Origin of the sequence: Streptococcus infantis (assembly GCF_018499575.1) — a bacterium.
Classification (GTDB): Bacteria; Bacillota; Bacilli; order Lactobacillales; family Streptococcaceae; genus Streptococcus; species Streptococcus infantis_K.
In genome coordinates, this window is sequence record NZ_JAHDAP010000001.1 from 184414 (window position 1) to 208060 (window position 23647).

The 23647-nt window shown below is 39.4% G+C and carries 19 protein-coding genes, 1 tRNA gene and 1 other annotated feature; of the genes, 17 read left to right on the forward strand and 3 right to left on the reverse strand.

All coding sequences use genetic code 11. The features are described 5' to 3' along the window. Positions 1 to 89 precede the first annotated feature (89 nt). The gene (locus KJR31_RS00885) at positions 90 to 938 is read left to right on the forward strand and encodes an NAD(P)H-hydrate dehydratase (RefSeq protein WP_214261655.1); all 849 of its coding nucleotides are present in this window, start codon (positions 90 to 92) and stop codon (positions 936 to 938) included. Between the two features lie 23 nt (positions 939 to 961). On the opposite strand, the gene KJR31_RS00890 is transcribed toward KJR31_RS00885, so the two are convergent. Beyond that, entirely contained in the window at positions 962 to 1147 is a 186-nt protein-coding gene (locus KJR31_RS00890; RefSeq protein ID WP_214261656.1) for a hypothetical protein, read from the reverse strand. A 120-nt stretch (positions 1148 to 1267) separates the two neighbouring features. Between KJR31_RS00890 and KJR31_RS00895 the strand changes: the two genes are divergently transcribed. The 15 genes from KJR31_RS00895 (at position 1268) to pyk (ending at position 19904) form a co-directional block, all read left to right on the forward strand. Next, positions 1268 to 3739, forward strand: a complete 2472-nt coding sequence (locus KJR31_RS00895) for a bifunctional DnaQ family exonuclease/ATP-dependent helicase (RefSeq protein ID WP_214261657.1) — start codon at positions 1268 to 1270, stop codon at positions 3737 to 3739. A 12-nt stretch (positions 3740 to 3751) separates the two neighbouring features. Further along, positions 3752 to 4975, forward strand: coding sequence for an FtsW/RodA/SpoVE family cell cycle protein (locus KJR31_RS00900; RefSeq protein ID WP_214261658.1), 1224 nt, complete (start codon positions 3752 to 3754; stop codon positions 4973 to 4975). 10 nt (positions 4976 to 4985) lie between these two features. Beyond that, positions 4986 to 5534: a DJ-1 family glyoxalase III gene (locus KJR31_RS00905; RefSeq protein WP_214261659.1), complete on the forward strand. Its 549-nt coding sequence runs from the start codon at positions 4986 to 4988 to the stop codon at positions 5532 to 5534. Between the two features lie 109 nt (positions 5535 to 5643). Beyond that, positions 5644 to 6207, forward strand: a complete 564-nt coding sequence (locus KJR31_RS00910) for an HAD family hydrolase (RefSeq protein ID WP_284444543.1) — start codon at positions 5644 to 5646, stop codon at positions 6205 to 6207. 14 nt (positions 6208 to 6221) lie between these two features. Next, positions 6222 to 8168 (forward strand): DNA topoisomerase (ATP-hydrolyzing) subunit B, encoded by a 1947-nt coding sequence (gyrB, locus tag KJR31_RS00915; RefSeq protein WP_214261661.1) that lies wholly within the window; start codon positions 6222 to 6224, stop codon positions 8166 to 8168. A gap of 80 nt (positions 8169 to 8248) precedes the next feature. Further along, on the forward strand, positions 8249 to 9976 hold the full coding sequence (ezrA, locus tag KJR31_RS00920) for a septation ring formation regulator EzrA (protein ID WP_214261662.1): 1728 nt from the start codon (positions 8249 to 8251) through the stop codon (positions 9974 to 9976). 116 nt (positions 9977 to 10092) lie between these two features. After that, positions 10093 to 11487: a peptidoglycan-N-acetylglucosamine deacetylase PgdA gene (pgdA, locus tag KJR31_RS00925; RefSeq protein WP_214261663.1), complete on the forward strand. Its 1395-nt coding sequence runs from the start codon at positions 10093 to 10095 to the stop codon at positions 11485 to 11487. Between the two features lie 88 nt (positions 11488 to 11575). After that, positions 11576 to 11706 (forward strand) — a sequence feature (ribosomal protein L20 leader region). Positions 11707 to 11721: 15 nt separating this feature from the next. After that, positions 11722 to 12252, forward strand: a complete 531-nt coding sequence (infC, locus tag KJR31_RS00930; protein WP_006149857.1) for a translation initiation factor IF-3 — start codon at positions 11722 to 11724, stop codon at positions 12250 to 12252. A 33-nt stretch (positions 12253 to 12285) separates the two neighbouring features. Beyond that, positions 12286 to 12486: a 50S ribosomal protein L35 gene (gene rpmI, locus KJR31_RS00935; RefSeq protein ID WP_003003453.1), complete on the forward strand. Its 201-nt coding sequence runs from the start codon at positions 12286 to 12288 to the stop codon at positions 12484 to 12486. A gap of 49 nt (positions 12487 to 12535) precedes the next feature. Beyond that, on the forward strand, positions 12536 to 12895 hold the full coding sequence (rplT, locus tag KJR31_RS00940; protein ID WP_000124830.1) for a 50S ribosomal protein L20: 360 nt from the start codon (positions 12536 to 12538) through the stop codon (positions 12893 to 12895). Positions 12896 to 12953: 58 nt separating this feature from the next. Next, on the forward strand, positions 12954 to 13334 hold the full coding sequence (gloA, locus tag KJR31_RS00945; protein WP_214261664.1) for a lactoylglutathione lyase: 381 nt from the start codon (positions 12954 to 12956) through the stop codon (positions 13332 to 13334). 208 nt (positions 13335 to 13542) lie between these two features. After that, positions 13543 to 13977 (forward strand): hypothetical protein, encoded by a 435-nt coding sequence (locus tag KJR31_RS00950; protein WP_214261665.1) that lies wholly within the window; start codon positions 13543 to 13545, stop codon positions 13975 to 13977. Positions 13978 to 14141: 164 nt separating this feature from the next. Continuing rightward, positions 14142 to 17243 carry a DNA polymerase III subunit alpha gene (locus KJR31_RS00955; protein WP_214261666.1) on the forward strand — a complete coding sequence of 1034 codons (3102 nt, stop codon included), beginning with the start codon at positions 14142 to 14144 and terminating at the stop codon, positions 17241 to 17243. Positions 17244 to 17324: 81 nt separating this feature from the next. Then, positions 17325 to 18332 (forward strand): 6-phosphofructokinase, encoded by a 1008-nt coding sequence (gene pfkA / locus KJR31_RS00960; protein ID WP_000820873.1) that lies wholly within the window; start codon positions 17325 to 17327, stop codon positions 18330 to 18332. Between the two features lie 66 nt (positions 18333 to 18398). After that, positions 18399 to 19904: a pyruvate kinase gene (gene pyk, locus KJR31_RS00965; RefSeq protein ID WP_214261667.1), complete on the forward strand. Its 1506-nt coding sequence runs from the start codon at positions 18399 to 18401 to the stop codon at positions 19902 to 19904. A gap of 307 nt (positions 19905 to 20211) precedes the next feature. Here pyk and KJR31_RS00970 read toward each other — a convergent pair. Both KJR31_RS00970 and KJR31_RS00975 read right to left on the reverse strand, forming a co-directional pair. Then, a tRNA-Thr gene (locus KJR31_RS00970) sits at positions 20212 to 20284 on the reverse strand. 106 nt (positions 20285 to 20390) lie between these two features. Further along, positions 20391 to 21140: a lysophospholipid acyltransferase family protein gene (locus KJR31_RS00975; protein WP_284444544.1), complete on the reverse strand. Its 750-nt coding sequence runs from the start codon at positions 21138 to 21140 to the stop codon at positions 20391 to 20393. 132 nt (positions 21141 to 21272) lie between these two features. On the opposite strand from KJR31_RS00975, the gene KJR31_RS00980 reads away from it, so the two are divergent. Continuing rightward, positions 21273 to 23609, forward strand: a complete 2337-nt coding sequence (locus tag KJR31_RS00980; protein WP_214261669.1) for a cation-translocating P-type ATPase — start codon at positions 21273 to 21275, stop codon at positions 23607 to 23609. Positions 23610 to 23647: the final 38 nt, after the last annotated feature.

Consider the following 23647-nt stretch of genomic DNA (forward strand, 5'->3'; position numbering starts at 1 on the left):
AAAAAGGAGAAGACTATATAGTCTTCTCCTTTATTAATTGGGTAGTGAGGTGTATAATGAAAGTAGGAACAAGCATGAAGGAGTAGTGTATGAAAGTCATTGATCAAGCTCTACTGAAAAAAGTTATTATCGAGCGTCCTCGTTCTAGTCATAAGGGAGACTACGGTCGTCTTCTCTTGATTGGAGGAACGTATCCTTATGGGGGAGCCATTATTATGGCTGCCTTAGGGGCTGTAAAGAGCGGAGCAGGCTTAGTGACAGTAGCAACGGATAAAGAGAATATTCCAGCGCTACATAGCCATCTGCCTGAGGCTATGGCCTTTGCCCTTGACGATAAGCAATTACTTGAGCAACAGTTACAGAAAGCGAATGTTGTCTTGGTCGGACCTGGACTAGTGGATGATGATCGTGGAGAAGAGCTTCTCCAAACAGTCTTTAATCATTCAAATCAAGATCGGACCCTCATACTGGATGGTGGCGCCCTATCTATTTTAGCGAAGTATGAAATGAAATTTCCTAAAGCTCATCTTGTTTTAACGCCTCACCAAAGGGAATGGCAAGTCTTGTCAGGCTTAGATTTGACTTCCCAAGGAGCTGAGGAAACAGGAGAGGCTTTGAAGAGTTTTCCTTCAGGAACGATTTTGGTTCAAAAAGGTCCTGCGACTCGAATCTGGCAAGCCGGGCCTGCAGATTTTTATCAGCTAAGTGTTGGTGGTCCCTATCAGGCGACTGGAGGCATGGGAGATACCCTAGCTGGGATGATTGCTGGTTTCGCAGGTCAATTTCCTCAAGTTAGCCTCTATGAAAGGGTGACGGTAGCAACATATCTGCACTCAGCAATTGCTCAAGAATTAGCTGAGGACAACTTTGTCGTTCTACCAACCACGATTAGTCAACATATTCCTGCATTCATGAAAAAAATACAAAAAGACACCTGAGTTTTTCAGGTGTCTTTTGACTATTAGAAGAGGCATTTGACCTTATCTACAAGACCGTCAAGTCCTTCTGAACCTGAAACCAAAGCTTGAGCTTGGCTAAGGTAGTCACCGAGTTGGTCCTTGTTTTCTTCGACAAATGTTTTTGCTACAGAAAAATCTTTGTTCTCAACGAGTTCCTTTACTTGGTTAAAGAAATCTAATGGGTTCATGAGTTCCCTCCTTTTCTAAAATTCTATTCAATTATTTTTTTCAAATCTTGCAAGAAACTTGACTCTTCAAATAAAGTTCAGGGGTGTCAAATGGTGCAAATTTTGATATAATTTTTAGTGATGAATTTTAGAAATGATCGGTACGTGGTTGTAGATTTAGAAGCTACAAGTACCGGAAGTAAGGCAAAAATCATCCAAGTGGGAATTGTAGTCATTGAAGATGGTGAGATTGTTGAGCAATATGCTACTGATGTCAATCCTCATGAACACTTGGATTCTCATATCAAAGAATTAACGGGTTTGACAGACAAGCGTTTAGCAAAGGCTCCAGAGTTTTCTCAGGTGGCTAGAAAGATTTTTGAACTGGTCAAAGACGGTGTTTTTGTTGCGCACAATGTTCAGTTTGATGCCAATTTATTGGCAGAATTTCTCTTCTTTGAAGGATATGAATTGCGCACGCCTCGTATCGATACAGTGGAGTTGGCTCAAGTTTTTTATCCTCAGCTTGAGAAGTATAATCTTGGAATCCTCTGCCAAGAGTTGGGAATTCCACTTGAGCAAGCTCATACAGCCCTTTCTGACGCCCAAGCAACTGCAGAACTCTTTCTTTGTATGAGACAAAAGATGTTTCAACTTCCAAAAGGTTTGTTGGAACGCTTATTGAGTTTGTCAGATAGCCTATTGTACGAATCTTATATGGTCATCGAGGAAGTTTATCAGAAACAGTCTCTCTTAGTTGAACATGACTTGGTCGAGGTGCAAGGTCTATTTTTGAGAAAAGAAAAATCAGCCCTTTCTCCACGAAAACTATCTAAAGATTTCCAAACCAATATTGCCTTGTTGGGGTTGGAGGAGAGAAACTTGCAGGAGCGCTTCGCCCAAAAAGTTCAAGAGTGCTTGCAAGGGGAAACAATTTCTTTTATTCAGGCTCAAACGGGAATCGGAAAAACCTACGGCTATCTCCTGCCAGCCTTGTCACTTGAACATGAAGAGGGCATCCTTCTCAGCGTTCCGACTAAAATCCTTCAAAATCAGGTAATGCAAGAAGATGCTAAAAGACTAGAAGAGATTTTCCACATTTCTACTCATAGTCTCAAAGGTCCTCAGAATTACCTGAAGTTGGATGCTTTTCATGCAACACTAGAGGAAGAAGAGTCCAATCGTCTGTATACGCGTTTCAAGATGCAACTCCTAGTTTGGCTGACTGAGACTGATACTGGAGACTTAGACGAAATTGGTCAGCTTTATCGCTACCAGCAATTCTTACCTAACTTGGTACATGATGGAAATCTTCATAAAGACTCTCTCTTTTGGTTAGAGGATTTTTGGAGACGTGGTCAGGATAAGGCTCGTTCTTGCAAGTTGCTTGTGACCAATCATGCTTACCTCGTTACTAGACTTGAAGATGATCCTAGTCTCTTAGAAGGTCGTCTCTTGATTTTAGATGAAGCTCAGAAAATCTTGTTGACATTGGAAAATCTTTCTCGAAAATCTTATTTGCTAACGGATTTGCTAGACCAACTTGACCAGGTTCTATCAAGAGAAGAAGGCATGCTTGAAAGACGCTTGCTAGAGAGTATTTGTTTTGAGCTTTCGTATCTGCTGGAACAGTTTCTATCTGGCAAACGTAAGATGTGCCCAGCTAGTAGCATTGACAAGCTCCGACAGGATTTTTCAGAGTTGAATCTTCCAGAATTTAAAGACTATCAGAGATTTTTCTCGTCTGAAGGAGAATTTTGGTTATCAGTTTCAGAACTCTCTAGTAAAAAAATCGAGATTACTTCTAGTCGCAATCAGCGTTTGCTATTTTCTCAGATATTTCCAGAATCCTGCCAGCTTCTCGGAATTTCTGCAACCTTAGAAATTAGTAGCAGAGTTTCTTTGCCAGAATTGTTAGGATTCCCGCAAGCAAACATTTATTACCTAGATGAACAGTTTCAGGAAAATCAGGAAATTTTGTTGGTGAATGATTTTCCATTGGTGACTGAAGTTTCGCTTGAGGAGTATGCACAAGCAGTTGTGGAAGTTCTAGAAGATTTGTCCTACCTTGAAGAACCGATTTTAGTCTTATTTACTGCAAAAGATTTATTGTTGCAGGTATCTGATGCTTTAAGAATTCCCCATTTAGCCCAATATAAGCATGGGGAACCAGCTCAATTGAAAAAACGCTTTGAAAAAGGAGAGCGTGAGCTCTTACTTGGCGCCGGAAGTTTCTGGGAAGGTGTTGATTTTTCAAGACATCCTCAAGTGATAGAAGTGGTGACACGTTTGCCTTTCCAAAATCCAGAGGATCCCTTTACTAAAAAGATGAATCAAGAACTCCGTCTTGAAGGGAAGAATCCTTTTTATGATTACCAACTTCCTATGGCCATTATTCGTCTCAAGCAAGCGATAGGTAGGACCATGCGCCGAGTTGGTCAACGCTCCGCAGTTTTGATTTTAGATAGCCGTATGTCAAGTAAACGATATGGCAAACAAATCAGCAAGGCTCTGTCTCGCACTAATCGAGTAAGGAACATTAGCCGAGAGCAAGTATTTGTCAACGTTCAAGATTTTTTACATAAACAACGAAATGAATACCAGAAAGAATGAAGGAGGCCTTTTATGAAACGTTCTCTCGACTCTAGGGTCGATTATAGTTTAATATTACCAGTATTTTGTTTGTTAGTGATTGGAGTCGTAGCTATTTATATAGCAGTTAGTCATGACTACCCAAACAATGTTTGGCCCATACTTGGACAACAACTGGCTTGGATATCGCTAGGGATTGTTTTTAGTTTCATAGTCATGTTTTTTAACACAAAGTTTCTCTGGCAGTCCACACCTTATTTATATGGACTCGGTCTAGTCTTGATGGTCTTACCCTTGGTCTTCTATAATCCAAGTTTAGTAGCTGCAACAGGTGCGAAAAACTGGGTGTCAATCGGTGGTTATACACTCTTTCAACCCTCCGAATTCATGAAGATATCCTATATTTTGATGCTGGCATACGTTATCGTAACCTTTACCAAGAAACATAAAGACAAAGAACGAACTATTGGCTTAGATTTTCTATTGATTTTGTGGATGATCGTTTTCACGATGCCAGTTATGGTTTTACTAGCCTTGCAAAGTGACCTTGGGACAGCTATGGTTTTTGTTGCAATCTTTGCAGGACTTGTCTTATTGTCTGGTGTTTCTTGGAAGATTATTATTCCAATTTTTGTAGCAGTTGTATCGGCGATTACAGGCTTCCTAGCAATCTTTATCACAAAAGACGGGCGTGCCTTTCTGCATCAAATTGGGATGCCGACATATCAGATTAACCGTATCCTTGCTTGGCTCAATCCCTTTGATTATGCCCAAACGACTACCTATCAACAGGCGCAGGGTCAAATTGCGATTGGTAGCGGTGGAATTTTTGGTCAAGGCTTTAATGTGTCTAATCTCCTTATTCCAGTCCGCGAGAGTGATATGATTTTCACAGTAATTGCGGAAGATTTTGGATTTATTGGTTCAGTTGTTGTGGTTGCACTCTATCTACTGCTCATCTATCGCATGTTAAAGATTACCCTAAAATCCAATAATCAATTTTATACCTACATCTCAACTGGATTTATCATGATGCTCTTGTTCCATATCTTTGAAAATATTGGTGCCGTCACAGGACTCCTTCCTCTTACGGGGATTCCTTTGCCCTTTATTTCCCAAGGGGGATCAGCCATTATCAGTAATCTCATTGGTGTTGGACTGCTTTTGTCTATGAGTTATCAAACACACCTAGCTGATGAAAAGAGTGGTCGAACAAGATTTAAACGTAAAAAGGTTGTACTGAAAAAAGTTAAATAAGGAGGTCACTATGCCTAAAGTTGCAGTTATTCTAGCAAACGGTTTTGAAGAAATCGAAGCCCTGACAGTCGTAGACGTCTTGCGTCGTGCAAATATTACCTGTCATATGGTCGGATTTGATGAAAAAGTGACAGGTTCACATGCTATTCAAGTTCAAGCTGATCAGGTATTTAACGGTGATTTATCTGATTATGACATGATTGTCCTTCCAGGAGGTATGCCTGGTTCTGCCCACTTGAGGGACAATGAGTTGCTAATCTCAGAACTCCAAAAATGTAATCAAGGTGGGAAAAAGCTAGCAGCCATTTGTGCAGCACCAATTGCTTTAAATCGGGCAGGTCTACTTGAAGGAAAAAACTTCACTTGCTACGATGGTGTTCAAGAACAAATTGCTAACGGTCACTACCATAAAGAAACAGTCGTTGTAGATGGCAATATCATTACGAGCCGTGGTCCAGCAACAGCTTTGGCTTTTGCCTATCACTTAGTTGATACGCTTGGCGGAGATGCGGAATCTCTGAGAAATGGGATGCTCTATACAGACGTATTTGAAAAATAATAAAGAAACTGAGAAGGATCTTTCTTACTTGAGAAGATTCTTCTCTTTTTTAAGGTCAAAATCAAGCTAAACATCGCTTTTTTCATAAAAAAATGCTATAATGAAGGGTATGAAATATCACGATTACATCTGGGATGTAGGTGGTACTCTGCTTGATAATTATGAGACTTCTACAGCAGCTTTTGTAGAAACCTTAGCAGAGTTTGGAATTGAGCAGGAGCACGACAGTGTCTACGAAGCTTTAAAGGTTTCGACTGCCTTTGCCATCGAAAAGTATGCTCCAGGTATTGAAAACTTTCTTGAGAAATATAAGGAAAATGAAGCCCGTGAGCTTGAACACCCAGTATTGTTTGATGGGATTCCTACTCTTTTAGAGAATATTTCGGACCAAGGTGGCCGTAACTTCTTGGTTTCTCATCGAAACGATCAGGTATTGGAGATTCTAGCGAAAACTGAGATAGCTCCCTACTTTACAGAAGTAGTGACGGCTAGTTCAGGTTTTAAACGCAAGCCTGATCCTGAATCGATGATTTATTTACGTGATAAGTATCATATAACGTCAGGTCTAGTCATTGGTGACCGTGCCATTGATGTAGAAGCAGGCCATGCTGCAGGCTTAGATGCCTATCTCTTTGAGAACGTTGTAGCGTTAAAACAAGCAATAGACATGTAAGAAAAAGGGGAAACATGACAGAAGATATTAAAAACCAACAGGCACAAGATTATGATGCTAGTCAAATTCAAGTTTTGGAAGGTCTGGAAGCTGTTCGTATGCGTCCAGGTATGTACATCGGTTCAACTTCGAAAGAGGGTCTTCACCACCTAGTCTGGGAAATCGTAGATAACTCTATCGACGAAGCCTTGGCTGGATTCGCTAGTCATATAGAGGTGTTTATTGAGCCAGATGATTCGATTACAGTTATTGATGATGGTCGTGGGATTCCTGTTGATATCCAAGAAAAAACAGGACGACCTGCCGTTGAAACAGTCTTTACTGTTCTTCACGCCGGAGGGAAATTCGGAGGTGGCGGCTACAAGGTGTCAGGTGGATTGCACGGTGTGGGCTCATCCGTTGTAAATGCTCTTTCAACACAGTTGGATGTTCGTGTTCATAAAAATGGAAAGATTCACTACCAAGAGTACCGTCGTGGACATGTTGTTGCAGACCTTGAGGTGATCGGGGATACAGATAAAACAGGAACAATTGTTCACTTTACTCCAGACCCAGAAATTTTTACTGAGACAACGACATTTGATTTTGACAAATTAAATAAACGGATTCAAGAGTTAGCTTTCTTGAATCGAGGTCTTCAAATCTCTATCACTGACAAACGTGAAGGACTTGAGCAGACCAAGCATTATCACTACGAAGGTGGGATTGCGAGCTACGTTGAGTACCTCAACGAAAATAAGGATGTTATCTTTGATACACCAATCTACACAGATGGTGAAATGGATGATATTACAGTGGAAGTCGCCATGCAGTACACAACGGGTTACCACGAGAATGTCATGAGTTTCGCCAACAATATTCATACCCATGAAGGTGGAACACATGAACAAGGTTTCCGTACAGCCTTAACTCGTGTTATCAATGACTATGCTCGTAAAAACAAACTTCTAAAAGATAACGAAGATAACCTAACAGGTGAGGATGTCCGTGAAGGATTGACAGCCGTTATCTCTGTGAAGCATCCAAACCCTCAGTTTGAAGGGCAAACGAAAACTAAACTTGGGAATAGTGAAGTTGTCAAGATTACCAACCGCTTGTTCAGTGATGCATTTTCTGACTTCCTTTTGGAAAATCCACAGATTGCTAAGCGAATCGTAGAAAAAGGTATCCTAGCAGCTAAGGCTCGTGTGGCAGCAAAACGTGCACGAGAAGTGACTCGTAAGAAATCAGGTTTAGAAATTTCAAATCTACCAGGGAAACTAGCTGACTGTTCATCAAACAATCCAGCTGAAACTGAACTTTTCATCGTCGAAGGAGACTCTGCAGGAGGTTCTGCAAAATCAGGACGTAATCGTGAGTTCCAAGCCATCTTACCAATTCGTGGTAAAATCCTTAATGTTGAAAAAGCGAGCATGGATAAGATTTTAGCTAATGAGGAGATTCGCAGTCTCTTCACAGCTATGGGAACAGGATTTGGCGCTGAGTTTGATGTCAGCAAAGCTCGCTATCAAAAACTTGTTATCATGACAGATGCCGATGTCGATGGAGCCCATATTCGTACTCTTTTGTTAACTCTGATTTATCGTTATATGAAACCCGTTCTAGAGGCAGGTTATGTTTATATCGCTCAGCCACCAATTTACGGTGTTAAAGTCGGTAGTGAGATTAAAGAATATATTCAACCTGGCGCAGACCAAGAAACTCGCCTACAAGAAGCTTTGGCTCGCTACAGCGAAGGTCGTTCAAAACCAACCATTCAACGTTATAAAGGTCTTGGAGAAATGGATGACCACCAACTTTGGGAAACTACTATGAATCCTGAACATCGCCTTATGGCCCGTGTATCAGTAGATGACGCTGCAGAAGCAGATAAGATTTTTGATATGCTCATGGGTGATCGAGTAGAACCACGTCGAGAATTTATCGAAGAAAACGCTGTTTACAGTACTCTTGACGTATAAAAAAATTGGGAAATAGTTCCCAAGGTTTGAAAAATATGATATAATCATTACAATTGTGTCATGTATAAAAGGAGTTTGATATGTCAAATAATCAGTTGATTATTACTTTGATTGGAATTGCAGTCCTGCTTCTTATTGCTTTTGCAGTAGCAATTTTGCTACGTAAACGAAATGAGAGTAGACTTGCAGCTTTAGAAGAAAAAAAAGAAGAACTATATAACCTTCCTGTTAATGATGAGGTAGAGGTTGTTAAAAATATGCATCTGATTGGTCAAAGTCAGGTTGCTTTTAGAGAATGGAACCAAAAATGGGTAGATTTGTCTCTTAACTCTTTTGCAGATATCGAGAATAACCTCTTTGAAGCTGAAGGATACAATAGCTCATTCCGTTTCTTGAAAGCTAAACACCAGATTGATCAAATTGAAAGTCAAATCCAACTTGTTGAAGAGGATATTGCAGCAATTCGTAATGCCTTGTCTGAGTTGGAAAAACAAGAATCAAAAAATAGTGGACGCGTTCTGCATGCCCTAGATTTATTTGAGAAACTACAAAATACTGTAGCTGAAGATTCTGAAAAATATGGTCAAGCTCTTCCAGAAATTGAAAAACAATTGGAGAACATTCAATCTGAGTTTTCTCAGTTTGTAACCTTGAATTCATCAGGGGATCCGGTTGAAGCAGCAGGCATTTTAGATAACGCTGAAAATCATATTTTAGCGTTGACACATATTGTTGAAAGAATCCCAGCAATTGTTGCCAAGCTTACTACTGAATTGCCAGAACAACTTGAAGATTTAGAAGCAGGTTACCGTAAGCTTTTGGATGAAAACTACCATTTTGTAGAAACAGATATCGAATCTCGTCTTCAACTTCTCTATGAAGCCTTGAAGAATAATCATGAAAATATCCGCACATTAGAGTTGGATAATGCAGAGTATGAAAACACTCAAATCCAAGAAGAAATCAATGCACTTTATGATATTTTCACTCGTGAAATTGCAGCACATAAAGCTTTTGAAAAATTGGTAACTACCCTTCCTACTTATCTCAAACACTTGAAAGAAAACAATCAGGTATTAGTTAAAGATATCGAACGTCTTGGGAAAACCTATTTGATTTCAGAAAGTGATGTGAATCGCGTTCGTCGTCTTCAATCTGATATCTCAGCCTTGAATGCTACTATTGAAGAAATGACTAATGCAGAGTCAGAAGTTTCAGAAGCATATTCTGTCTTACAAGAACGTCTGGAAAATCTTCAATCTACCTTAAAAGATATTGAAGATGATCAAATCGGTGTTAGCGAACGTCTCGTTCAAATTGAAAAAGATGACATCAATGCTCGACAAAAAGCAAATGTATATGTCAACCGTCTTCATACGATTAAACGTTACATGGAGAAGAGAAACCTTCCAGGAATTCCACAAAAATTCTTGAAGCTCTTCTTTGATGCGAGTCACAGTACAGAAGACTTGATGGCTGAGTTGGAACAAGCGCAAGTGAATATCGAATCTGTCAATCGTATCCTTGAGATTGCGACAAATGATATGAATATGTTAGAAGAAGAAACATACAGTATCGTTCAAAATGCAACATTGACAGAACAATTGCTTCAATATTCAAACCGTTACAGATCATTTGATGATCGTATTCAACAAGCTTTCCAAGAAGCTTTGAATATCTTTGAAACAACATTCGATTACCAAGCATCTTTCGAAAAAATCTCTCAAGCATTAGAAGTTGCTGAGCCTGGTGTTACCAATCGCTTCGTTACTTCATATGAAAAAACAAGAGAAAGTATTCGTTTCTAATTGATAAAAGAATCCTAGATTTTTCCTAGGGTTCTTTTACTTTTATTTGCTTGTCTTAAATATTTTTATTCCATGTTTTCATTGAAATTATAGTTCATATTTGATATGATAAGACTATGACAAAAAAGAGATTACCCCAGAATAAAGTAAAGAAGAAAAATAACAAAAAGCTTGGCACTCTTGTCTTGCTTTTATTTCTAACAATGTTAGCACTCGGTAGTGTGATTACCTATAAAGTGTTGAACAAACAAGCCTTTGAACAGAAAATTGAAAGTCTCAAGAAGGAAAAAGATGACGCCTACTCACAGGGAAGTCAAAAAGAGCATTTCCGCAAAGAGAAATCAGAAATTATCACCTATTATCCACTAGTCGGGGACAGCCCAATCTCCTCTGTCAAGGATGTTATCGTTAAAGATGTCACTGACAAAGTAGAAGGTAAAGACCAGTTGGTTTTTTATTACTCAGAAAAAGGGGAATCCTCTTTAACTGGGATTGAAAATCGTTTGATAAAAAAACAAGCTTACGACTTGGCCAATTCTAATGTTGTTGAATTAGAAAATACTACTTTAGATCAGCTGTATCTTAAAGAAGATGGTTCTGTCTTTACCCTGGATCAACTTTTTACAGACTCATCCACGGCAAAAGAAAAATTGCTTGAGGGAGTTAAGTCAACTCTTCAAGCTAAAAAAGTAGAGCAATCTGTTGTTGATCAAGTTTCAGCTGATTTCTCTGCTGCAGAATTGTCAAGCTGGAAGTTTGCCTATAAAGATAGTCAATTGGTTCTTTATCCTGTCAAAGCAACGACTAATGTTGAAGAAATAGCGATGCCTATTTCAGATTTCTTTGATTTTATTCAGACATCCTATCTAACAGAAAAAGATGCTGAACTTTATAAAAAAGTTCAAGCAGAGAAACATAAAAAAGTTGTAGCCTTAACCTTTGATGACGGTCCCGATGGCAATACAACACCACAGGCCTTGGATATTTTAGCTAAGTACAAAATCAAAGCGACTTTCTTTGTACAAGGAAAAAACATTGCAGGTAATGAAGCTATCCTCAAACGTATGCAGGCTGAGGGGCATGAAGTTGGAAACCATAGTTGGAACCATCCCGTTTTAACACAACTTTCATTAGAAGATGCAAAAAAACAAATTACGGATACAGAATCAGCAATCACGAGTGTTCTAGGAAAGAGTTCAAAATTGATGCGTCCACCATATGGTGCGATCTCAGATGATATCCGTAATAGTCTCGATTTGAGCTTTATTATGTGGGATGTAGATAGTTTAGACTGGAAGAGTAAAAATGAAGCAGCGATTTTGACAGAAATTCAACGTCAAACAACTGATGGTTCTATCATCCTCATGCATGATATTCATCAGACGTCAGTAAATTCACTACCAAAGGTTATTGAGTATTTGCAGGGTCAAGGATATAGTTTTGTGACAGTTTCAGAACTACTCAATACAGGTTTAAAACCACATGGTATTTACTATTCTCGTAACCAATAGTTGGGATTAAAATCAAATATTAGAAAAAAACAAAAAAAGATTATTTTTATCTTGACAAGTAGGGAAAAACTTGATATCATATACAAGATGAGAAAAGCAGAAGTGAGAACTTCTCGCCTTGCGACTAACGTTGTCTGGCCCCTACAGATCAAGTTTCAGAAATGAAATATAATCATGTAGTGCGGACTTGCGTTAGCAAGTCCGCTCTTGTTTTTCTCTAAACTAAAAAAAGAGGTGAAAACCATAGCAAAGCAAGACTTATTCATCAATGATGAAATTCGTGTACGCGAAGTTCGCTTAATCGGTCTTGAAGGTGAGCAATTGGGTATCAAACCACTAAGCGAAGCGCAAGCACTTGCGGATGAAGCTAATGTGGACTTGGTTCTCATTCAACCTCAAGCTAAGCCTCCTGTTGCGAAAATTATGGACTACGGTAAGTTCAAGTTTGAGTATCAGAAGAAGCAAAAAGAACAACGCAAAAAACAAAGTGTTGTAACCGTGAAAGAAGTTCGTTTGAGCCCAGTTATCGACAAGGGTGACTTCGAAACGAAACTTCGCAATGCTCGCAAGTTCCTTGAAAAAGGAAACAAAGTAAAAGTATCTATTCGCTTTAAGGGTCGTATGATTACCCATAAAGAGATTGGTGCAAAAGTTTTAGCCGATTTCGCTGAAGCAACTCAAGATATTGCTATCATCGAACAACGTGCTAAAATGGATGGACGTCAAATGTTTATGCAATTGGCCCCAGCAACTGACAAGAAATAATCTGTCAGAAAGTTAAAAAAAGGAGAAAATATCATGCCAAAACAAAAAACACACCGCGCATCAGCTAAACGTTTCAAACGTACAGGTTCTGGTGGACTTAAACGTTTCCGTGCTTACACTTCTCACCGTTTCCACGGAAAAACTAAGAAACAACGTCGTCATCTTCGTAAAGCATCTATGGTGCATGCAGGAGATTTCAAACGTATCAAAGCAATGCTTACTCGCTTGAAATAATCGCGTATTTGTAAGTTAAGAATTCTAGGAAATATTGGAGGAAATATAAATGGCACGTGTTAAAGGTGGCGTTGTATCACGCAAACGTCGTAAACGTATTTTAAAATTAGCAAAAGGTTACTATGGAGCTAAACACATCTTGTTCCGTACTGCAAAAGAACAAGTAATGAACTCTTACTACTATGCATACCGTGACCGTCGTCAAAAGAAACGTGACTTCCGCAAATTGTGGATTACACGTATCAATGCGGCAGCTCGTTTGAACGGACTTTCATACTCACAATTGATGCATGGTTTGAAATTGGCTGAGATCGAAGTAAACCGTAAAATGCTTGCTGACTTGGCTGTTAACGATGCAGCAGCTTTCACAGCTCTTGCTGATGCAGCCAAAGCAAAACTTGGTAAATAATTATTCATAAGACTGGTGCAAGTTTGTCCCAGTCTTTTTTAAAACAAAGGAGAAAAAAATGGCTTCAAAAATGTTACATACCTGCTTGCGAGTCGAAAATCTTGAAAAATCAATCGCTTTTTATCAGGATGCTTTTGGTTTTAAGGAATTGCGTCGTATGGACTTTCCAGAACATGCTTTTACCATTGTTTATCTAGGTCTTGATGGTGATGATTATGAATTGGAGTTGACATACAACTATGATCACGGACCTTATGTTGTTGGTGACGGTTTTGCTCACATCGCCCTAAGTACACCTGACCTTGAGGCTCTTCACAAAGAACATAGCTACAAAGGCTACGAAGTAACAGCGCCTAATGGGCTTCCAGGGACTCAACCAAACTATTACTTTGTTAAAGATCCAGATGGCTACAAGGTAGAAGTGATTCGCGAAAAATAATAAAAACTCCTCATCTATCAATTAAGTTAGGCAATCTCACCTGACTCAGAAAAACTTGATAGGTAGGAGTGTAGGTCATTTATGTTAGTTTCTTTCAGACAAATGTGAGCGTTTATCTGAGACTAACATAGGTGGCTTTTTCAGTCTAGCTTAATTTTATAAATTGGGATATAATAAAAATAACTTAACGAATTAGTGGGAGAACAAAATGTCAGACCAAAATCCAAATGTAGAGCTAAACAAAGAAGAAGATAAACTAATTGTAGAGAATAATTCAGTTGAAGATATGATGAATGGTCCAAAAGCAGTCAAGAAACCTTCGGCTCTTCTATCTTTCTCATTCTATTTGGCACTTATCTATATTCTTCTATTTATAATTCTTGCTTTATTTACTGCTCCATGGGGAATTGTATTCTTGATTTTTCTAGGTCCTAATTTAATTGCTTACGCTATAGCAACTTTTTTAACTAGGATAGGAATCAAGAAAGTAAATAGAAATTTCTTGTATGCGAGTGCTGGATTTTATTTGCTTTCCGGACTTTTAGCATTCGACCCGGATTGGCAGATGTTTAGGGTTTTTCCTTATCTCTCACTAGTCCTAGTTCTAATCGGAATATTTTTAACAAAAGATAGAGATAAATAAGTTGAGGAAGCTTAAGACGAGCATCTGTTTTAGACTTGTTTAGAAGAACTTTTAAAACCACAGCTTTTCACTGGCTGTGGTTTTTATCTTGGTCCTTATAAAGAAACTGTGTTTCTAATTTTTAAAATGGTATAATAGAAAAAGAAAAAGGGAGGTGAGAAAGAATGATTGCCCAACTGGATACGAAAACTGTCTATAGTTTCATGGAGAGTATGGTTTCAATCAAGAGATATGTCAGCCTAGGGAAAGAATATGGCTATTCATCACTTGGAATCATGGATGAAGACAATCTCTATGGAGCCTATTATTTCATCAAAGAATGCCAAAAACAGGGGGTTCAACCTTTATTAGGTCTTGAGATGATAGTTTATCATAAAGAAGAAGTGCTCAATCTACGTTTTCTAGCCCTCTCAAACCATGGTTATCGAAACCTGATGAAGCTGTCGTCTTTAAAGATGACAGGTAAAAAAGAATGGGCTGATTTCTCTTCCTACCTTGAAGATATTTGTGTCATTGTTCCTTACTATCCTGAAGTTGATTCCTTGGACTTAGGGCATGACTACTATATCGGAGTGTATCCAGATACACCTCAATTGAATGTTTTTCACCCTATTCTCCCTCTTTATCGTGTTAACTCTTTCGAGTCTGAGGATTTAGAAGCTCTACAGATGCTTAAAGCGATTAAAGAGAACGTGACCTTGAGAGAGGTTGATGTTCAATCTCAACAGGGCTTGTTTTTGCCTGCTGAACGTCTTGAACAGATTTTACTAGAGAAGTTCCCAATCGCACTGGATAATCTTGCAAGATTGATTAAGGATACCTCCTACGAGATTGATAGTAGTCTCAAGCTTCCACGTTTCAATCCAGAGAGACCTGCTGTTGAAGAGCTTCGGGAAAGAGCTATCAAGGGATTGGAACAGAAAGGATTATGGAATCAGGTTTATCAGGTTCGTTTAGAAGAAGAACTGTCTGTGATTCATGATATGGGATTCGATGACTATTTCTTGGTTGTTTGGGATCTCTTACGTTTTGGCCGTTCTCAAGGTTATTATATGGGGATGGGACGCGGATCCGCAGTTGGAAGTTTAGTAGCCTACGCCCTAGATATCACTGGAATTGATCCTGTAGCTAAGAATCTTATCTTTGAACGCTTCTTGAATCGTGAACGCTACACCATGCCAGATATCGATATTGATATTCCAGATATCTATCGTCCAGAGTTTATTCGCTATGTTCGTGATCGTTATGGTAGTATCCATGCTGCGCAGATTGTCACTTACTCGACCTTTGGAGCCAAGCAAGCCATCCGAGATGTCTTCAAACGTTATGGCGTGCCTGAGTATGAGTTGACAGCTATTACAAAAAAAATAGGTTCTAAAGATACTCTAACGACAGCCTATGAAGGGAATCTAGGTTTTAGACAACTCATTCAAAGTAAGATTGAGTACCAAAAGGCCTTCTCTATTGCTAAAAAGATAGAAGGCTATCCACGACAAACTTCTATCCATGCTGCTGGAGTCGTTATTAGTGACAAAAATCTAACAGATTACATTCCTCTCAAGTATGGGGAAGATATGCTCATTACCCAGTATGATGCTCATGGCGTTGAAGGAAATGGCCTGCTCAAGATGGATTTCTTGGGTCTACGCAACTTAACCTTTGCTCAAAAAATGCAAGAGCTCTTATTTGAAACTCAAGGGATTTCACTAAAAATTGAGGATATTGATCTTGAGGATAAGGCAACCTTAGCCCTCTTCGCAGCTGGTAAGACCAAGGGGATCTTTCAGTTTGAGCAGCCTGGAGCTATACGCTTATTGAAACGAGTGAAGCCACAAAATTTTGAAGAAGTAGTGGCGACGACCTCCCTCAACAGACCGGGAGCAAGTGACTATATCGATAACTTTGTAGCCAGAAAACACGGCAAAGAAAAAGTGACAGTTCTTGACCCAGTCTTAGAAGATATCTTAGCCCCAACTTATGGTATCATGCTTTATCAAGAACAGGTGATGCAGGTAGCTCAGCGTTATGCTGGCTTTAGCCTTGGAAAAGCCGATATTTTGCGTCGTGCCATGGGGAAAAAGAATGCTGCAGAGATGCATCGGATGGAGGAGAGTTTTATCCAAGGTGCACTCGAAAAAGGGTATGGAAAAGAACAGGCTCAAGAAGTCTTTGCTGTCATGGAGAAATTTGCTGGTTATGGTTTTAACCGTTCGCATGCTTATGCTTATGCAGCTTTAGCTTTTCAGCTTGCTTATTTCAAAACACATTACCCATCAATTTTCTACCAAGTGATGTTGAACTATGCGAGTGGAGATTATATTTTCGATGCGCTTGAAATGGGCTTTGAATTAGCCCCGCTTTCTATCAATACGATTCCATTTCAAGATAAGTTAGCAGATAAGACAATTCATTTAGGTCTTAAGAGCATTAAGGGAATGCCTCGTGATTTTGCCTATTGGATTATAGAGAATCGTCCATTTTCTAGTGTTGAAGATTTTATCACCCGATTGCCCAAAAATTATCAAAAGGAGAGTTTATTAAATCCTCTGGTAGAAGTTGGTTTGTTTGATAACTTTGAGAAAAATCGTCAAAAAATCTTAACCAACCTACCAACTCTATTTATCTTTGTAGAAGAGTTAGGTAGCCTCTTTGCAGATTCTAGCTATAGTTGGACAGATACAGAGGATTTTTCAAATATTGAGAAATTTCAAAAAGAGCAGGAATGGTTAGGAGTTGGAATCAGCCAACACCCATTGATATCCCTAGCAAAGAATCCTTTGTACCCAATTGTGAGTTTGTCTGAACTATCTGAAGGACAGACAGCTACAGTACTCGTTGAAATTCAGTCTATCCGAGTAATCAGAACTAAAAAAGGTGAAAACATGGCTTTTCTGAAAGTTAGTGATAGTAAAACGAAGCTTGAAGTCACAGTTTTTTCTGACCAGTATCGCCAATTTAAAAATCTCTTACATGAAGGAAGATTCTACTACCTTAATGGAAAAGTACAGGCAAGAGATGGTCGGCTTCAATTAGTGTTAAATAATCTAAAAGAAGCAGTGAGTGAACGATTTTGGATACAGGCTGCTGATCATGAACATGATACTGAAATTTATCATATTTTAGAGCAATATAAGGGAGAAATTCCAGTCATCATTCGCTACGAAAATGAACAAAAAAATGTCCTTTTACCGAGTTATTTTGTTGCAAAAGATGTTAGTTTACAGGAATCTTTAAGTCAGATAGTTATGAAAACGATTTATCGTTAAAAATCAATAAAAATAAAAGAATTTTAACTTTAATTATGGTATAATCAGTTAGAATGTTAAAAGAAAAAGGAGCAAAACCAAATGAAACGTATTGCTGTTTTGACTAGTGGTGGAGACGCCCCTGGTATGAATGCTGCTATCCGTGCAGTAGTTCGTCAAGCAATTTCAGAAGGAATGGAAGTTTTTGGTATCTATGATGGATACGCTGGTATGGTTGCTGGTGAAATTTATCCACTTGATGCTGCTTCAGTAGGAGACATCATTTCACGTGGTGGTACTTTCCTTCACTCAGCCCGTTACCCTGAGTTTGCAAAACTCGAAGGTCAACTTAAAGGGATTGAGCAATTGAAAAAACACGGTATCGAAGGTGTCGTGGTTATCGGTGGTGACGGTTCTTATCATGGAGCTATGCGCCTGACTGAACATGGATTCCCTGCTATTGGACTTCCTGGAACAATCGATAACGATATCGTAGGTACTGACTTTACAATCGGATTTGACACTGCAGTAACAACTGCAATGGATGCAATCGATAAGATTCGTGATACATCATCAAGTCACCGTCGTACTTTCGTTGTTGAAGTAATGGGACGTAACGCTGGTGATATCGCTCTTTGGGCAGGTATTGCAACAGGTGCTGACGAAATTATCATCCCTGAAGAAGGATTCAAGATGGAAGATATCGTAGCAAGTATCAAAGCTGGATATGAACACGGTAAAAAGCACAACATTATCGTTTTGGCAGAAGGTGTGATGTCAGCGGCTGAATTTGGTCAAAAACTAAAAGAAGCTGGAGATACAAGCGACCTTCGTGTAACTGAACTTGGTCATATCCAACGTGGTGGCTCACCAACTGCTCGTGACCGTGTATTGGCCTCACGTATGGGTGCACACGCTGTTAAACTCCTTAAACAAGGAATCGGTGGTGTTGCTGTTGGTATCCGAAACGAAAAAATGGTTGAAAATCCAATTCTTGGTACAGCAGAAGAGGGAGCTTTGTTTAGCCTAACAGCTGATGGTAAGATTGTTGTTAACAACCCTCATAAAGCTGATCTTGAACTTTCTGCTTTGAACAAGAGCTTGTCTTAATCAACTTTAACTTATTTGGTAAAATGACCATAAAAGGTCGAATTATATAAAGGAGTCACAAAAATCATGAACAAACGTGTAAAAATCGTTGCAACTTTAGGTCCTGCGGTTGAAATCCGTGGTGGTAAAAAATTCGGTGATGACGGATACTGGGGTGAAAAACTTGACGTTGAAGCTTCAGCTAAAAACATTGCTCAATTGATTGAAGCAGGAGCTAACACTTTCCGTTTCAACTTCTCACACGGTGACCACCAAGAACAAGGTGACCGTATGGCAACTGTTAAACTTGCAGAAAAACTTGCAGGTAAAAAAGTTGGTTTCCTTCTTGACACTAAAGGTCCAGAAATCCGTACTGAATTGTTCGAAGGTGAAGCTAAAGAGTACTCATACAAAACTGGTGAAAAAATCCGTGTTGCAACTAAACAAGGAATCAAATCAACTCGTGAAGTGATTGCATTGAACGTTGCTGGTGCTCTTGATATCTATGATGACGTTGAAGTTGGTCGTCAAGTATTGGTTGACGATGGTAAACTTGGTCTTCGCGTTGTAGAAAAAGACGACGCAAGTCGTGAATTCATCGTTGAAGTTGAAAATGACGGTGTTATTGCTAAACAAAAAGGTGTAAACATCCCTAACACTAAAATTCCTTTCCCAGCTCTTGCTGAACGTGATAACGCTGATATCCGCTTCGGTCTTGAACAAGGTATCAACTTCATCGCAATCTCATTCGTTCGTACTGCAAAAGACGTTAACGAAGTTCGTGCAATCTGTGAAGAAACTGGTAACGGTCACGTTCAATTGTTCGCTAAGATCGAAAACCAACAAGGTATCGATAACTTGGACGAAATCATTGAAGCTGCTGACGGTATCATGATCGCTCGTGGTGACATGGGTATCGAAGTACCATTCGAAATGGTTCCAGTTTACCAAAAAATGATCATCACTAAAGTGAATGCTGCTGGTAAAGTTGTTATCACTGCAACAAACATGCTTGAAACAATGACTGAAAAACCACGTGCAACTCGTTCAGAAGTATCAGACGTATTTAACGCTGTTATCGACGGAACTGACGCGACTATGCTTTCAGGTGAGTCAGCAAACGGTAAATACCCACTTGAGTCTGTCCGTACAATGGCAACAATCGACAAGAACGCTCAAACTCTTCTTAATGAATACGGACGTTTGAACTCAGATTCATTTGAACGTAACTCTAAGACAGAAGTTATGGCTTCAGCAGTTAAAGACGCTACAAACTCAATGGATATTAAATTGGTTGTAACGTTGACTAAGACTGGTCATACAGCACGTTTGATCTCTAAATACCGTCCAAATGCTGACATCTTGGCATTGACATTTGACGAATTGACAGAACGTGGTTTGATGTTGAACTGGGGTGTTATCCCAATGTTGACAGAAGCTCCATCATCAACTGATGACATGTTTGAAATTGCTGAACGTAAAGCAGTTGAAGCAGGTCTTGTACAATCTGGTGACGACATCGTTATCGTTGCAGGTGTGCCACTTGGAGAAGCTGTTCGTACAAATACAATGCGTATTCGTACAGTACGTTAATCTAACATTAAAAACCTATCATATCAAGCTTTCCAGCTTGTGTGATAGGTCTTTTTTTGTTTCATAAGGTCCAGAACCCCATTCGTTTAGGACAAGAAAAAAACTCTCTGGAAAACCAGAGAGTGTGAGAGGCATCTCCATGTGAGAAACTGGTTCACACAATTTCTCAAGGTCCGCTCCTGCGTTATGACCTCCTTTGCGCAATTGTAGCTTTCGCTACATATCGACTCATCGCAGCCTTTATTTTACTATAGAGCCAATACTTTGTCAAGAAAAAACAGCTCCTTAAATAGGAACTGATGAATGATGCTAATTGCCGGGATCGAACCGGCGACCTCATCCTTACCATGGATGCGCTCTGCCTACTGAGCTAAATCAGCTTACTTTGAAAGTATACTATAGATTGAAGCTTTTGTCAATATGCTAATTAGTAGCTTAACTCATTGGAAAAGCCCAAGTAAGAAACTTGGGCTTGTGGAGATTTGATTATTGTAATTGTTCTCTCTTTTTATCTGGGTTCCAAACAAAACTTGCAACAAAGGTAAAGAGGATTGTCAGAATTCCGATAAAAATTGCGAGGACTAAGGCAGGTATACGGATGAGCCACCAGAGTGGGTTTGGTTTTTTATTGTTGTGCCACTCTTTTGTTTCCTCATCCAGGCGTTGAAACTCAGATTGGATGCGGTCTGCAACCATCTCAATTCCCTCATCATTCATCTTTTTGATGTCTGAGATATCAATAGGATTTCCGAAATTCATATCAATTCGCTCGCGGCTGATGAGTCCTTTTAGAGTCATAGGGCCAGTATAAGTAACTGGCACAATACGAACCTTAGCCATTTTCGCAATCAGAGCAACACCACCCTTAACATCGTTGGAATGGCGACTACCACTTGGGAACATAATCAGTGAGCGATTGCTCTTTTTAAGGACATTGATTGGATATTTGATGGCAGAGGAACTTGGATTTTCACGATCGATAGGGAAGGCACCGCACATACGAATCCACCATCCAAAGATACGATTTGAAAAGAGTTCTTTTTTTGCCATAAAAACAAATTGTTTTGGTTTGGTTGCAAAAGCCATGTAGACGGGGTCCCACCAAGTACGATGAGGGGCAACAAGGATATAATTCTCATCCATACTTGGAATTTTGTCAGTATTGTGAAAGTGAGCATTTCCATTGATTGACCATAGAATCAACATAACCAACCCACGTAGATAAGTATAAAACATGGTGTCTCCTTCAGTTTTCTTTCTTTTATTATACCTTATCATACTAGGACAGGCAAATGTTTTTTTGTATAGTCTGAAAAGCTCTTTATATGAAATTAGAATTATTCAAAAAAAAATGATATGATAGAATTTATGGATAAAAATAAAATTATGGGCTTAAGCCAATCAGAAGTTAAAGATCGTCAGAAACAGGGACTAGTCAATGATTTTAAGGCTTCCGCTAGTACGAGTACTTGGCAGATAGTGAAGAGAAATGTCTTTACTTTATTTAATGCTTTAAATTTTGCCATTGCCCTAGCTCTCGCCTTTGTTCAAGCATGGAGTAATTTGGTCTTCTTTGCGGTTATCTGTTTTAATGCTTTTTCAGGAATTGTAACTGAATTACGTGCCAAGCATATGGTTGATAAACTCAATCTCTTGAATAAAGAAAAGATTACGACTATTCGTGATGGACAAGAGATTGCTTTGGACCCTGAAGAGCTTGTTTTGGATGATGTGATTCGCTTGTCTGCAGGGGATCAGATTCCAAGTGATGCCATTGTATTAGAAGGTTTTGCAGAAGTCAATGAAGCTATGTTAACGGGTGAGAGCGACTTGGTTCAAAAAGAAGTAGAAGACTTAATGTTGTCGGGTAGCTTTCTTGCAAGTGGTTCTGTCCTCGCTCAGGTACATCATGTTGGGGCGGATAACTATGCTGCTAAACTCATGCTTGAAGCCAAGACAGTGAAGCCAATTAACTCTCGTATCATGAAATCGCTAGACCAGTTAGCCGGCTTTACTGGGAAAATTATCATTCCTTTTGGTATTGCTCTCTTGCTTGAAGCCTTGATCTTAAAAGGTCTGCCACTGAAGTCTTCTGTAGTCAATTCTTCTACAGCTCTTTTAGGAATGTTACCTAAGGGAATCGCCCTTTTAACCATCACCTCTCTCTTAACTGCTGTTATCAAGCTTGGTTTGAAAAAGGTTTTGGTGCAGGAGATGTACTCTGTTGAGACCTTGGCACGTGTGGATATGCTCTGTTTGGATAAGACAGGGACCATTACTCAAGGAAAAATGCAGGTTGAAACAGTTCTTCCTCTGACCCAGGATTATGATAAAGATGCCATTGCCAAAATATTAACTAGCTATATAGCACACAGTGAGGATAAAAATCCAACTGCCCAAGCTATTCGAAAGAGTTTTGCGGGAGAGGTAGTTTATCCGATGATTTCTAGTCTTCCATTTTCTAGTGATCGAAAATGGGGAGCCATGGAATTGGAAGGTCTCGGAACTGTTTTCCTAGGCGCACCAGAGATGTTGTTGGATGCTGAAGTTCCTGAGGCTAGAGAAGCTCTTGAACGAGGATCTCGTGTCTTGGTATTAGCGCTCAGTCAAGAAAAACTTGACCATCACAAGCCACAAAAGCCATCTGATATTCAGGCTTTGGCTTTGCTTGAGATTCTAGATCCGATTCGAGAAGGGGCTGCTGAGACTTTAGACTATCTTCGTTCTCAGGAAGTGGGGCTGAAAATTATCTCTGGTGATAATCCGGTTACTGTTTCAAGTATTGCCCAAAAAGCAGGTTTTGCAGACTACCATAGCTATGTAGATTGTTCAAAGATTAACGATGAAGAGTTAGTTGCCATGGCTGAGGAGACAGCGATTTTCGGACGTGTCTCGCCTCATCAAAAGAAACTGATTATCCAAACTCTGAAAAAAGCAGGACATACTACAGCAATGACAGGAGATGGTGTCAATGATATCCTTGCTCTCCGCGAGGCAGACTGTTCCATCGTTATGGCTGAAGGAGATCCAGCGACTCGTCAGATTGCAAATCTGGTTCTCTTGAACTCAGACTTTAATGATGTTCCTGAGATTCTCTTTGAAGGTCGTCGTGTGGTCAATAACATTGCCCACATCGCTCCGATTTTCTTGATTAAGACCATCTATTCCTTTTTGCTAGCAGTCATCTGTATTGCAAGTGCTTTGTTGGGACGTACTGAATGGATTCTGATTTTCCCATTCATTCCGATTCAGATTACCATGATTGACCAGTTTGTCGAAGGATTCCCACCGTTTGTTTTGACTTTTGAGAGAAATATCAAACCTGTCGAACATAACTTCCTCAGAAAATCCATGCTTCGTGCTTTACCAAGTGCCTTGATGGTCGTCTTTAGCGTTTTGTTTATTAAAATTTTTGGAACAAGTCAAGGCTGGTCGGCCATTGAAATTTCGACCATTCTGTATTATCTATTGGCATCAATTGGTTTCATGTCTGTAGTGAGAGCTTGCTTGCCATTTACCCTTTGGCGAGTTCTCTTGATTGTCTGGTCAGTTGTAGGATTCCTTGGAACAGCTCTATTTCCAAGAATTCAAAAACTACTGGAAATTTCAACACTTACAGCACAAACATTACCTGTCTATAGCCTTATGATGTTTATCTTTATTGTGATTTTCATCCTGACAAGTCGTTATCAAATGAGAAAATAAAGAAAGACTGCAATCGATGGTTGCAGTCTTTTTTAGGT

Coding starts and splice junctions, on each gene's coding strand:
- KJR31_RS00890 (WP_214261656.1), bottom strand. CDS start 1,147: ATGAACCCATTAGATTTCTTTAACCAAGTAAAGGAACTCGTTGAGAAC.
- gyrB (WP_214261661.1), top strand. CDS start 6,222: ATGACAGAAGATATTAAAAACCAACAGGCACAAGATTATGATGCTAGT.
- KJR31_RS00910 (WP_284444543.1), top strand. CDS start 5,644: ATGAAATATCACGATTACATCTGGGATGTAGGTGGTACTCTGCTTGAT.
- pyk (WP_214261667.1), top strand. CDS start 18,399: ATGAACAAACGTGTAAAAATCGTTGCAACTTTAGGTCCTGCGGTTGAA.
- KJR31_RS00885 (WP_214261655.1), top strand. CDS start 90: ATGAAAGTCATTGATCAAGCTCTACTGAAAAAAGTTATTATCGAGCGT.
- pfkA (WP_000820873.1), top strand. CDS start 17,325: ATGAAACGTATTGCTGTTTTGACTAGTGGTGGAGACGCCCCTGGTATG.
- KJR31_RS00895 (WP_214261657.1), top strand. CDS start 1,268: ATGAATTTTAGAAATGATCGGTACGTGGTTGTAGATTTAGAAGCTACA.
- ezrA (WP_214261662.1), top strand. CDS start 8,249: ATGTCAAATAATCAGTTGATTATTACTTTGATTGGAATTGCAGTCCTG.
- pgdA (WP_214261663.1), top strand. CDS start 10,093: ATGACAAAAAAGAGATTACCCCAGAATAAAGTAAAGAAGAAAAATAAC.
- KJR31_RS00905 (WP_214261659.1), top strand. CDS start 4,986: ATGCCTAAAGTTGCAGTTATTCTAGCAAACGGTTTTGAAGAAATCGAA.
- KJR31_RS00950 (WP_214261665.1), top strand. CDS start 13,543: ATGTCAGACCAAAATCCAAATGTAGAGCTAAACAAAGAAGAAGATAAA.
- KJR31_RS00975 (WP_284444544.1), bottom strand. CDS start 21,140: ATGTTTTATACTTATCTACGTGGGTTGGTTATGTTGATTCTATGGTCA.
- KJR31_RS00955 (WP_214261666.1), top strand. CDS start 14,142: ATGATTGCCCAACTGGATACGAAAACTGTCTATAGTTTCATGGAGAGT.
- rplT (WP_000124830.1), top strand. CDS start 12,536: ATGGCACGTGTTAAAGGTGGCGTTGTATCACGCAAACGTCGTAAACGT.
- KJR31_RS00980 (WP_214261669.1), top strand. CDS start 21,273: ATGGATAAAAATAAAATTATGGGCTTAAGCCAATCAGAAGTTAAAGAT.
- gloA (WP_214261664.1), top strand. CDS start 12,954: ATGGCTTCAAAAATGTTACATACCTGCTTGCGAGTCGAAAATCTTGAA.
- rpmI (WP_003003453.1), top strand. CDS start 12,286: ATGCCAAAACAAAAAACACACCGCGCATCAGCTAAACGTTTCAAACGT.
- KJR31_RS00900 (WP_214261658.1), top strand. CDS start 3,752: ATGAAACGTTCTCTCGACTCTAGGGTCGATTATAGTTTAATATTACCA.